Origin of the sequence: Sphingomonas sp. T1, assembly GCF_902506585.1 — a bacterium.
GTDB lineage: Bacteria > Pseudomonadota > Alphaproteobacteria > Sphingomonadales > Sphingomonadaceae > Sphingomonas > Sphingomonas aerolata.
The window spans coordinates 1,501,418-1,514,197 of sequence record NZ_LR733875.1; the positions used below are offsets into that span (position 1 = coordinate 1,501,418).

Consider the following 12,780-nt stretch of genomic DNA (forward strand, 5'->3'; position numbering starts at 1 on the left):
TTCAGTCCCCTCTTCCCGTCCGCCCTCCTACTTGGAGGGTCTGGATCTTGACTATTTAACAACGTCTAGGATCTTCGCTACTTAAGCGCTAAGTCAGCCTCAAGCGAAATATCGCAAGTTGAAATAATTAATCGGTGTGGTGGCAATATTGCAACATGATGACAGCAGCGCGACGGATTCAGGCATCAATGTCGAGCCGATCCGCGTCGTCGTGCTCGGTGGTGGCACGGCGGGCTGGATGACCGCGGCCGCGCTGGTCGGGCTAATTGGATCAGCGTGCACAGTCGAACTCGTCGAGTCGGCGGAGATCGGTGTCGTCGGCGTGGGCGAGGCGACGTTGCCGCACCTGCGCGGGTTCCTGAAGACGCTTGGCATCATCGAGGCGGAGTTCATGGCAGCGACGCACGCGACCTACAAATTGGGCATCGAGTTCCGCGACTTCGCCAATGTCGGTGATCGCTACGTTCATCCCTTCGGCACATTCGGACGACCGTTCGAAGGTGTCGACTTCCATCATTACTGGTTGCGCCGACATCATAGCTTACCTGCGTCGCCAGTTGGCCAGAAGCCATCATTCCCTATCGGGGAGTATTGCTTGGGCGTCATGGCAGCAGAACATCGCCGATTTGCCCATCCGCAGGGCGATGCGGACGATCCAACCACCAGCTACGGCTACGCCTATCAGTTCGATGCCACCCGCTTCGCACCGTTCATGAGAGCGTGGGCGCAGATGCGCGGCGCCAGGCGAACCGAAGGGATCGTCACGACCGTCGAGCGCAACGACGTCGGCGGTGTCGCGGCGTTGGTGCTCGCCGACGGACGCCGCACGGAAGGCGATCTGTTCATCGATTGCTCGGGCTTCCGATCGCTGCTGCTCGGGGAGACAATGACCGAGCCGTGGGAGGACTGGTCGCAATGGCTCCCTTGCGATCGCGCGGTCGCCGTGGCCAGCGCAAGCCCGGATGGCCCGATCGAACCGTTCACGCAGGCGACCGCGATGCCCGCGGGGTGGCGATGGCGGATTCCGCTGCGCCACCGCGTCGGCAACGGCTATGTCTATGCGAGCGGTTTTCTGGACGATGAGGGTGCACGGGACGCGTTGCTGGCGGCACTGGATACGCCACCGCTGGCCGAACCGCGCCTGCTGCGCTTCAGCGCCGGCCGCCGTCGGCGCAGTTGGGTTGGCAACGTCGTTGCGATCGGGCTGGCCTCGGGCTTTCTCGAACCCCTCGAGTCCACCAGCATTCATCTGGTGCAGATGGCGATCACGCACTTGATCGAGCGTTTCCCCGAGCGTGTCGTCGAGGCTATAGATCGCGACGGATTCAATGCCGCGGTCGATGCCGACTACGACCGGATCCGCGACTTCCTGATCCTGCACTATCACGCGACGGCCCGGAACGACTCGCCCTTCTGGAACCACATGCGGACGATGACGATACCGGACTCGTTGGCCGATCGGATCGCCCTATGGCGGCGCTCGGCGCACGTGCCGCGATATGGTTTCGGTCTTTTCCTCGAACCGAGCTGGGTGGCCGTTCTACTGGGCCAGAACATCGTTCCCGAAGGCTGGGACCAGCGTGCCGATCTGCCCGACGGCGCCGCGCTCGATCGCGCGTTGGACACGCTGCGCCGTTCGATCCACGATCGGGTCGCAGTGATGCCCGATCATGCGGCTTACCTGCAGAGGGCAACGGCATGAGCGATGGAATCGGGCTGCGTTCCATCGCCGTCTTCGGTGGTGGCGTGACCGCGCTGGCGGCGGCGATCGCCTTCGCCCGCGCGCTGCCGCGCTCTACAGTGACGCTGGTGGCGATGCCGATCGAAGCCGCGGCATTCGCCGATACCCTGCCCACGGCGTGGCACGCCGTGCTGCCGATCCTTGATCGCCTCGGGATCGACGACCGGACGATGATTGCCAACGGCCGCGCGATTCCCTCGCTCGCGTGGCGGTTTGACGACTGGAGCCTTGACGGCCGTTCCTGGTCGACCGTCAACGGCTCGCCGATACCCGTACCCGGTCCCGGCGCCTTGCATCAGCGCTGGCTGGACGCGGCTCGTGCCGGCACGTCGCTTCCGTTCCATGCGTTATTCCCATCCGCGGTGCTCGCCGACAGCCGAGCGACGACGATCCCTTCCGAGGTCGAACATGGTCTGGTCTTCGATCCGGTCTCGTTCGGCGACACCCTCGCCGTCGCTGCGCGCGATGTCGGCGTCCGCATGACGAGGGCAGCGATCGCGGAAGTGGACCGGGGCGACGACAGCAGCATCCGTTCGATCGATCTCACCGATGGCAGGCAGATAACGGCGGACCTGTTCATCGACGCCACCGGACCAGATGCGCGGCTGGCGATCGAGGATGGAGCGGCCGAAAAAGGGCGCGTCGACTGGATCGGCGCGCTGCCGTGCGACAAACTTATTCTCAATCGCAGGCCCGGCACGACCACGTCGCTGATCGATGCCTATAGCAAAACGGTTGCAGGCTGGTCTGCACGCTGGTCCGATCCGCGAGGCTTGGTCCATGCAGTCGGCTATCGTGCGGCGACCACCGACGAGGCTCATGTCCTCCGCCGATCAGCGGCCAAAGACCCCGAGAACCCTCCGATCGTCTTCGAACCGGGACGACGCAGGCGGGGATGGACGAGCAACGTCCTCGCGCTGGGCGATGCGAGTGTGCAACCGGGACCACTGGGTCGTGGTGGTTTCACGCTGGCACTGGCACAGCTCGACCTTGCCCTTGATCTTTTGCCGGATCGCATGATGGAGCCGGTGTTGATCGCCGAATACAACCGCCGCGCTGCTGCCCGCGCGGATCGCATGCGTGATTTTCTCGCCGCGTTCTACTGGACCATGACGAGCCGCGACAGCGTTCGGACAGATCTGGACAGTGACGGTCCTCCGCCAGAGCTCATCGCCACGCTCGCGCAGTTCGCGCAGCGCGGTACGCTGCCGCACCGTGACGACGAAAGCGTCAGCGCCGATGTCTGGCGCGCCGTACTGCTTGGGCAGGGCATCCGGCCCAGGCGTCGCGATCCGGTCGCCGCGGCGGTCGATCCGGTGGAAACGCGGGCATTGCTGGAAGCCGCAGCCGGTGCGCTGCGGACGGCGGTCGATCGTCTTCCCGCTGCGGCGGCGTCGAATGCGCGTCTGGCGGTGCGCCGATGACGGCCGGTCCCGTCAGGCGCGTGGTGATCGTCGGTGGTGGTACCGCGGGATGGATGATGGCCGCCGCCGCCGCACGGTTTCTCGACGACGGTCAGCGGACGATCACGCTCGTCGAATCCGATGCGATCCAGACGGTCGGCGTCGGCGAGGCGACCATACCGCCGATTCTTGCCTTCAACCGGCTGCTGGGCATCAGCGAGGCCGACTTCCTGCGTGCCACCGGTGGTACCTTCAAACTGGGGATCGAGTTCGTCGGGTGGGATACCGGTGACGACCGATATTTCCATCCCTTCGGCACGCATGGTCGCACGTTCGAAGGTCTGAACTTCCACCAGATATGGCTGAAGCTACGCGGTCGTCGGGGGATCGGCGGGATCGAGGACTATGCCATGTCCAGCGTCGCCGCCGCGCACGATCGCTACGCCCCGCCCGCTACCGATCCGCGATCGCCGCAGTCCGGTCTCGCTCATGCCTATCATTTCGATGCCGGTCGCTACGCCGCCTTCCTGCGCGAACGTGCCGAGGCGCAGGGCGTCGTGCGGATCGAGGGGCGTATCGCGACCGTGGACCGCGACGAGACGACCGGTCACGTCGCCGCCGTCCGCCTCGACGACGGTCGTGCATTGCAGGGCGACCTGTTCATCGACTGCTCGGGTTTCCGCAGCCTGTTGCTGGGCGGGATGATGGACGTACCGTTCGAGGACTGGTCGCGTTGGCTACCCTGCGACAGCGCCCTCGCCGTCCCGACGACCCGTACCGAGCCGATCCATCCCTTCACGCGGTCGACCGCGCGGCCGGCTGGCTGGCAATGGCGTATTCCACTCCAGCACCGAACCGGCAACGGCTACGTCTATGCGAGCCAGTTCACGAGCGACGCGGATGCCGAGACACTGCTGCTGGCCAACCTCGACGCGCCGCCCGTCGCGACACCGCGGCGGCTGCGCTTCACCGCCGGACGACGCATACGGCTGTGGGAGGGCAACGTCGTAGCGCTGGGACTGGCGGGCGGCTTTCTCGAGCCACTGGAATCGACCAGCATCCACCTGATCCAGGAGGGGATCTCGAAGCTCTTCGGCTTGTTTCCCGATCGTCGCTTCACCCAGGTGGAACGCGACGAATACAATCGCCACATGGACAATGCCTATTGCGGGATCCGCGACTTCATCATCCTGCACTATCACGCTACGCGACGCCGCGACTCCGCCTTCTGGCGGCATGTCGGCACGATGACGGTGCCGGACAGCCTTGCTGCGAAGATCGCCCTCTTCCGCGAGAAGGGTCGCGTCTTCCGCTATGACGACGAGCTGTTCGCGATCCCCAGCTGGGTGGCGGTGATGCTTGGCCAGAACATCATGCCGACAGGCTACGACCCTATCGTTGATGCCCTTGACGAAGACCGGTTGGCGGCGACTCTGCGTCAGATGCGCGCGGCCAACCTGGTGACCGCGGGCGCGATGCCCACCCATGCCGCCGCGCTGGCGGCGCTGGGGGACGCGCCGGGTCGGTGACGTCGTGACTGCCTAGACGTTCAGTCGACCGGCGTGCGTCTGAATCGCCGCCTGCGTACCGGCATCGCTGTCGAACACGCCGTACCAGCCCTGTGGCTCGTGCGGTGGATCACCCATGTAGGCCAAGTCGCCCCGCTGGAACCGGTGGTCTGCATGCTGCGACCGGGCCTCGCCGTTCCAGGCCCAGAAGTTCGACCCGGCAAGTGGACCGCTGGCGACAACGTCCGCCTCGATCGCGGCATAGATCTGGCCGTAGAAGCGATCCTTGTACGTCGTTGCGATCGACGGATCGAATGCATCGGCGCCGTCGCGCGGATACCCGAACTCCTCGATGACGAGTGGCTTGTCGAGGCGTCGAGCAAGGCGCACGTGGCTCGCGATGTAGTCGGCGACCTTGGCTGCCCCGCCGTCATAGGTCCCGGCCAGATCGCCCGCCTCCATCCAGCTCCAGTTGTTCGGCCAGATGTGCGTCGTGACATAGTCGATCGCCGAGGAGCGATGTGCATCCAGCACGACGTCCTCTCGCTCAATCGATCCCTTCAGTCCCTCCGATCCGGTGCAGATCAGATGATTGGTGTCGAGCATCTTGATGTAGCGCGCGGTGCCGTCGATCCAGTGATAGAATGCGGGCAGGTTCGGTATCGCGACCGCATCGGACCCGCCGGGGCGCGGTTCGTTGGCCAGCTGCCAGGCCATGATCGTCGGGTCGGTAGCGTAGGGCTGCCCGGTTACCGTGTTCGTCCGGGAAACGACGGCGCGGATGTAGTTGCGATACAGCGTCTGTGCGGCCGCGTCGGTGTAGAACGCGGCATTCCGATCGGGAAACTCCGGCCAGGGATGCGCGGGATCGTTCATGTTGATGTAGCGCCCCCCATTCACCCAGTAGAGGTAGGTCATCATCCCACCCGACCATTCCCAGAAGTTGGTCAGGTAGATGACCGCGGTCATGCCCCGCTTCGCCATTTCAGCAAGCGTCCAGTCGAGGCCCGTCAGAAGCGCTTCGTTGTAGACGGCCCCCTTATCGCGGAACGCGGGCGTTATCGAATTCTTGAGTGGGGACAGTTCGGCCGAACCGAGGATACGCAGATTGCGGACGCCCAGTGCTTGCAGACGGTCGAATTCGCGCGTCAGCCGCGCCCTTCCGCCGGGCGCCGCCGCACCGCCCAGCCACGCGGCATACCACATGTTCGCCCCGACGAAGCGATACGGCTTGCCGTGGCGACGCAGTTGCATGCCATCGACGCCGACGATCGCGGGATCTACCGGACGCCCTGGCCGCGGCACGCGCGGGCTCGCCACGCTCTGGGTTGCGGTCAGTGCCATGCCGGCGGCGATTACAGTGCGGCGGTCGAGCATTGCTCTGTCCTTGCTTTGATAATGATGGGGGCCGCCAGGGCCGTCATGGTGCACCGGATGGGCTTTCGCCCAATCCACGGCTTCTCCAAAGTCCGCACCTGGCGGCGGAGACGCACGGGCCGCTCATGCCGCCGAATCTCACGGCATCTCGTACGCGAGACGGGTCGCCCCGGTATGCCGCGACGATCCGGCACTTCCATCCATCGGCGAAGCCCGAGCGATCCATGATAGCAGGCAAGCGGTCGTGAATCGCGACTGCGCTTTTCGCATCGGCATCCATGTTCGATGTTCGTGAGCCGCCTGGAAAGTCGCTGATCACTGACCACGATCGCTTGGATAGGTTTGCACACGCGTAAGCAGCCGACTGTCGGCATCGAGCTTCGCAGCAGCGATCTCGTCGTCGCCGAATTAGTTTCGGTCTGGATCATGGGTCTGCCTTCCTCATGCGGGCCGGGACGGCATCGAGTAGAGGCGTCCGGACCGACCTACGACGCTTCAGGAGAATAGCATCGGACGGCAGGATGCGATCGAGCAACGGCACGGTCGCTGCGCCGATAGCCGGCGCATCGCGCGACAGGCCGGCACGTACGATGGGTGCAGTTCCTGTCCTGCCGGGAACAGCCGCGACGAGCTTACGATGCGCCGCGGCGGCAAGACGGTCCAGAACGTCAACCGGCAGCCGCCCGGCGATAATCACCGCGGCCGGATCCAGGAGACGGTCTACGGCGGTCAACGCAGGCACGAGTGCGTCCGAAGCGTCCTCCAGCCACGCAGCGATATGTGGCTCGTACTGCGGGGGGAATGCTCGCGTTGGATCCGAGAGTGCTACGCCGAATCCTGCAGTCTCCAGTCGGTTCGACAACGCCGACGACGACACGACGTCCCGCAACACCTCGGTCGGATCGGGGCCGAGCGGCAGGCAGCCGAGTCCTCCGCTGCGTGCGTTTGCGCCGCGATGAAAGGTACCATCGATAACCATCCCGCCGTCGAGCTCTCCGCCGACCAGAATATAGAAGAAGCTCGTGTGATTATGTCCGTCACCGAACTGCGCCTCGCCGATGGTACCGGCGGCGACATGGTCTTCGATATGGATCGACCAAGGAACGACGGAGGCTAGCAATCTCCGAATTTCGACGTCGCTCCAATTCTTGTACCAGTGCGAGCGGTGCGGCGGATCGCCACGTCTTAGATCGTCGGGCATCGCGACGCCCATCCCCAGGATCCGGTCGAAGCGGATCCCATCGGCTCGCTTGATTCTAGCAATGCCTTCCTGAACGACACGTACGACGTCATTAGGTGATGCTGATGCGAACCGTCGGGTAAATCGAGAGCGGACCGTACCGGCCAGATCGATCGATACGATGGTGACATGGTCGCGATCGACGTCGAGGCCGATGGCGTACCCTCCTTCCGGGTTGATTCGGAGACGCATCGCCGGCTGTCCCAAGCGGCCCAGGCGCTGCCCGGACTCGATCACCAGGTCCCTCGCCAACAATCGTGCCACCATGTTGGAGATCGTCGCCGACGCCAGGTTGGTCATCACCGCGATCTCTTTTCGCGTGATGTCGGGATTGCGGCGAATGATCTGCGTCACGACGCGTTGGTTGTAGTCCGCTGCCCGTTCCAGGTTGGTCCCCGACAGACTTGCCCCGAGCCGGACAGCGCGATCGTCCGAAGTGATGTTGCTCTTGGTCGAACGGGAGGAAACGGTGAGATTGAACGGCCTATGCATCGATGGCGCGACTCATCGACTGGAATGCGGGAAGGGCCGAGGCGCTGGCAAAGGACTTGAGAAACGTCTCGTGCGGTTCGGCAAGTGCAACGGCGTCACGGATCGATCCCTTCATCCGTGCGAACGCCGCTTCGAGATCGGATACGGAGAAGTGATCCGCCAGTGGGTCGTGAGCCGCAGCATCGATGCCGAAACCGGCGTACATCGACAACCAACTCGGATCCTGGAACGATTCCCATTCATAGCGCACGAGGTGCCCGCGTGCCTGGAACAACCTCAACTTCCGCGCCACCTGCTCGGGCAGTGCGGTGCCCCTACAGCGATCCCACATAGGCTGACCTCGCCTGTCGTTGGCGAAATAGTGCAGTATGAGGAAGTCACGGATCCGCTCATATTCGAGGCCCGTGGTCCGGTTGTATTCCTCCGCCAGCGCGGGATCGAAAGCCCGATCAGGCAGCAACGCGAGCAACTTCTCCAACCCGGTCTGGATTAGCGTAATGCTTGTTGATTCCAGCGGTTCCATAAATCCAGCAGCCAGCCCGAGTGCGACGCAGTTCCCCTGCCAGAATGCAGTCCGACGACCGGTACGGAAACGAATCATGTTTGGCTCGGCCAGCGCTTCGCCTTCGAGCCTGCCTTTCAAAGTCGCAACGGCCTCGTCATCCGAAATGTGGCGGCTCGCATAGACATAGCCGTTGCCGACTCGGTGCTGCAGCGGAATGCGCCATTGCCAGCCGGCAGTCAGCGCCGTGCTGCGCGTATATGGGGTAAGCGGTCCCGCTCGTTCGCACGGCACCGCGACCGCGCGATCACACGGGAGGAGGTTCGTCCAATCCTCGTACGGTACGCCGAGCGCATCGCCGAGCAATATCGATCGAAAGCCCGAACAATCGATGAAGAGGTCGCCAGCGATCGTCTTGCCGCACTGTGTATCGACACTGGAAACCAAACCTGTGCCCTTATCGACGAGAACATTGGTGATGGTGGCATCGATATGTTCCACGCCCCATTCGCCTGCCTTTTTTGCCAGGAACTTGGCAAACAGGCCTGCGTCGAAATGTACCGCCCAATCGAAGAATAGCAGGTCATGCACCGGACTGTCGGTTGGCCGCATGAAGAGGTTACGCTCGGCAAGCGCAGTTGCAAGACAGAAGTCGGACAGCGGAGTAGGTTGCCCAGCTGCGTTCAGCTTGCGCCAGTAATGGTGGAACGCCACCCCGCGCGATCTCATCCCGTACAAGCCAAAGGGGTGGAAAAACCGTTCGCCCTCGCGCTTCCAGTCGACGAACTCGATCCCGAGCTTCACCGTGCCCTGCGCGGCCGCCATAACCTCCTGCTCGGTGACGCCGATTTCCCGAAAGAAATCTCGGATACCGGGGACGGTCGCCTCGCCGACCCCCACCGCGCGGATATCGCTGGATTCGACTACCGTGATGGTCACGGACTGACGATCGAGCCTGCGCGCGAGGAGCGTCGCTGCCATCCACCCTGCGGTCCCTCCGCCGACGATCACGATCGAGCGCAGCGGTCCTGACTTACGCGTTGCTCCTGCTCCGTCCGTCACGCCTAGTCCCCCATCAAATGCGTTGCCACGCAAACACCCGCCACCCCCTTATACAGGATGGCGGGCGCTTACAGTTTCATTCGCAGATCAGAACTTGAAACGCGCGCCCGCCATGAACCGGCGCTCATAGATGTTGTTGTACGCTTTCTCATCCGGGAAGGTCAGATAGTATTTTTCATACTCGCCGGTCAGGTTCGACCCTTGCGCGTACAGCGTCAGATTTGGCGTGAAGTCGTAGCTGATCGATGCATCGACGTAGTTCGTCGGCTGCTGATACAGTTCGAGACCTCGGATGCCGCCGAAGTCCTGCTGGACCGCGCGCTTCGAACGGTAATTCCAAGCGACGCGAGCCTGGAAGTGATTGTCCTGGTAGAAGCCGGCAAGGTTGGTCTGGATCTTCGAATTGTCCTGGAACGGGATCGAGTCGCCCTTCAAATCGACCGCGCCCGAATCCGACGGTGAATAGGTGATGTTGGCATCAATGCCGAAGTTGGAGAGAACCGTCGGGATAAAACCGAAGTCGTTGAACGACAGCTTGGCACCCGCTTCGACCCCCTTGAGCGTGCCACCGTCACCCTGAACCGGGGTGCTGATCGACACGGTCCGGTTACGGACCACACCGTCATTGTCCGGTAGATCGGTTCGGACGATGTTGCCGGACTGGATGAAGCTGGCGACGTCGATGTAGAATGCGCCAACGCTCAGCAGGCTGCTGCGGCCGATGTAATACTCCAGCGAGCCTTCGACGTTCGTGGCGCGCCAGGGGTCGAGTTGCGGATTTCCGTTCGAGCTACCACCCGTGACGCGGAACACAGGCGATCCCGGATTGCTCGTGTCGATCGCGTAGTTCGGATTAAGTCCACCACCCCATTGATTGAGATCCAGTAGCGTCATCGTCTTGGAATAGGCGAGGCGCAGCTTCAGGTTGTCGGCGAAGTTGAACGCCAAGTTGAACGCCGGCAGGAAGTCGGTGAAGCTCCGCTTGGTCTCGACCGTACCGTTAATCGTGTTTGCGACGCCGTAGGGGCGCGGCGAACCGGTCACGAACTGGGTGATGTCGAGTTTGGTGTTGATGACCTTGAGTCCGGCGTTGCCGGATACAGGAATACCGAACACGTCACCCTTGACGTTGAGCTGTGCGTAGCCCGAAATTTGCTTCACGCCGACGTTGAACGACGCACCCGGGTTCTGGATCTCGACGTTGCCCGGGTAGAAGCTGTTCTGGAACGCGAGCGCGTTGTCCATGGCCTTGGGATCAAGCACGTAGATCGGTGGTAGGCCAGCACCCGGCAGGTTAAACTGCTTGACCTGTCCGTTGAAAATCGGGTCGCTGGCCTTGCGAACAACTCCCGAGGTGTAAGGCCTGAAGCTCGCGGTTCCGATCGTGCCCGTACCTGCATAGCAGGAGGCATCATTGAGCGGTACGTCGAATGCCTTCCACTTGACCAAGCAACCGCCCGGCTGCGACGCCTGCCCCGCATAAAGCGGCGCGGCGCGATCGAACTCGAAGTCATCGACCGAGCGCTCGCTGTACCGGCCACCGGCGCTCAGGCTTACACTGTCATTGGCCTCGTACGAAACGTCACCGCGGATGATTTTAAGATCGCCTTTGCGGCGATAGTTACCCTCCGAAGATGTCGTCTTTAGCGCGTAGTTGTCGATGTTGCCGAGTGCTGATGTCAACTGCGATGGCAAGGTAAACACCGGCTGGTTCCCGGTGAAATCGACCGTCGCTGGCAACGACGCCGGACCCGCGATCGTGTTGACCGCATAGCCACCAGGATTGAACGCCACGTCGCCGGTCGGATAATGGCCGATCCCGCCCGGCTGCCACTGCGCGCCATTCGACGGGCTGAACTGCAGATAGCTCTGATCGTAGTTCGAATAAGCCTTGCCGTAGACGCCGCGCAGGCTTGCCTTGAACCGACCGCCATTGTCGTACTTTAGCTCGGCATTGTAGTTCTGCGACTGAGACTTGAACTTGTCATTCTGTGCGTAGGAATCAAAATTACCCAGGTCATAATTATAGACCTGCGTGGTGTTCAGATCATAATCGCGTGTGACGCCACCGTTGCTAAGCGACACGGTCGAGCCGGTGTTACGCGACTGACCTGGCACAAATTCACCGGCCTGCCAGTTGACGTTCTGCATCTGGATGCCAGCGGTGCGATCATTCTCGTTCTGGCGCGTGAAGAATGCATCAGCATTCAGCGTCAGGGCGTCGCTGATCTCCCACTGCGCCGAGGCATTGACGCCTATCCGCTCGCGCTGGTTGACCTTGTCCCAGGCGGTGAAGCCCTGCGGGACGATGAAGGCATCGTTGGCATCGCCGTCGCCGTTCACGTCGCGGCCGGTGCCGACGATCGTACCCTTGGGACGGTTTGCTGGCGAAAAGCCGTTGCTGGAGTTGACGTCGCCAGTCGGGTTGGCCGCAGTATTGAACTGCTCGTTGTGCAGCGCGGCCCCGTAGCCTTCCTGGATCCCGTTGTGGGAGTTCGAAAGATGCAGGTTCGAATAAGCGCCCGATACCAGGAACCCGAACTTCTCGCCCCGGAAGCCGAAGAGCCCGTTCAGGTTCGGATCGAACTCCTTGGTCTTGTCGCCGTAGGCGCCCTCGACAGCGGCAGCGACGGTGAAGCCCTTCTTGAGATCGAACGGACGACGCGTGCGCAAATTTACGGTGCCGGTGATACCCGCGTTGAGCAGGTCTGCCGTGCTCGACTTGATGACGTCCGCGCCCGCAAACAGCTGCGACGGGATATCGTTGAAGTTCGGCTGGATCGTCGTGATCGACTGAGCGCCAAGATAGGCCTCGCCGTTGAGCAACGTCGTAACCTGCGGCAGGCCGCGAATATTGATCGCCGCGCCCTCACCGGCATCACGGCGGATCTGCACGCCGGGGATACGCTGGAGCGAGTCCGAGATCGTCACATCGGGCAGCTTGCCGATGTCTTCGGCCGAGATGGAGTCGGTGACCGACGCGGCATCGCGCTTGAGGTTGACCGCGCGCTGCTGCGATCCACGAATACCCGTAACCACGATGTCCTGCGTTTCAGCAGCCGCGTCGCTAGCGGGCGGGGTCGGGTTCTGAGCTTCGCTCGTCTGATCGGCAGCAACAGCAGACGGCGATGCGGCTTGGTCGGTAGGCGCGTTCTGCAACACCCCTTGGGTCGTAGACGTTTGCTGCGCGAGTGCGGTGCCGCTGCTCACCAGCGCCGTCACGGAGGCCGCGACCATCAACATATTCTTGGAACGTGCACGCAACATTTCGACCGTCTCCCTCAGCACCCGAAATCGCCAGGAACTGGCGAACGTTTTAGCATGCTAAGATCGAGCCGATCGGCGACTCATCGCCCCACCCTCTCCTGCCTGCCAGCCGCAACTTTCCGTTGTCTCGACGTCCCGTGTTTAATCGTCCGGTGGATCCGGTCAATAACAAAATCAATTTGCGTTTT

7 protein-coding genes are annotated in these 12,780 nt (G+C 62.6%); 3 read left to right on the forward strand and 4 right to left on the reverse strand.

Translation table 11 applies throughout. From position 1 onward, the window contains the following. Positions 1–211 precede the first annotated feature (211 nt). Genes GV027_RS06725 through GV027_RS06735 form a run of 3 tightly spaced genes read left to right on the forward strand, consistent with a single transcriptional unit; the run spans position 212 to position 4,673 of the window. Positions 212–1,702, forward strand: a complete 1,491-nt coding sequence (locus tag GV027_RS06725; RefSeq protein WP_268893575.1) for a tryptophan halogenase family protein — start codon at positions 212–214, stop codon at positions 1,700–1,702. Then, positions 1,699–3,165 (forward strand): tryptophan 7-halogenase, encoded by a 1,467-nt coding sequence (locus tag GV027_RS06730; RefSeq protein WP_159511362.1) that lies wholly within the window; start codon positions 1,699–1,701, stop codon positions 3,163–3,165. Before GV027_RS06725 ends, GV027_RS06730 begins: the two co-directional genes overlap by 4 nt. Next, positions 3,162–4,673: a tryptophan halogenase family protein gene (locus GV027_RS06735; RefSeq protein ID WP_159511363.1), complete on the forward strand. Its 1,512-nt coding sequence runs from the start codon at positions 3,162–3,164 to the stop codon at positions 4,671–4,673. Before GV027_RS06730 ends, GV027_RS06735 begins: the two co-directional genes overlap by 4 nt. Positions 4,674–4,685: 12 nt before the next feature. Here the strand turns inward: GV027_RS06735 and GV027_RS06740 are convergent, their stop codons facing one another. From GV027_RS06740 to GV027_RS06755, 4 genes are all read right to left on the reverse strand, one after another. Further along, on the reverse strand, positions 4,686–6,029 hold the full coding sequence (locus tag GV027_RS06740; RefSeq protein WP_159511364.1) for a glycoside hydrolase 5 family protein: 1,344 nt from the start codon (positions 6,027–6,029) through the stop codon (positions 4,686–4,688). A 424-nt stretch (positions 6,030–6,453) separates the two neighbouring features. Beyond that, positions 6,454–7,761 (reverse strand): ROK family transcriptional regulator, encoded by a 1,308-nt coding sequence (locus GV027_RS06745; protein WP_159511365.1) that lies wholly within the window; start codon positions 7,759–7,761, stop codon positions 6,454–6,456. Then, the gene (locus GV027_RS06750; protein ID WP_268893555.1) at positions 7,754–9,325 is read right to left on the reverse strand and encodes a tryptophan halogenase family protein; all 1,572 of its coding nucleotides are present in this window, start codon (positions 9,323–9,325) and stop codon (positions 7,754–7,756) included. Before GV027_RS06750 ends, GV027_RS06745 begins: the two co-directional genes overlap by 8 nt. Before the next feature lie 87 nt (positions 9,326–9,412). Beyond that, complete coding sequence (locus GV027_RS06755) at positions 9,413–12,592, reverse strand: TonB-dependent receptor (protein ID WP_236559082.1); 3,180 nt, start codon at positions 12,590–12,592, stop codon at positions 9,413–9,415. Between the last annotated feature and the right edge of the window lie 188 nt (positions 12,593–12,780).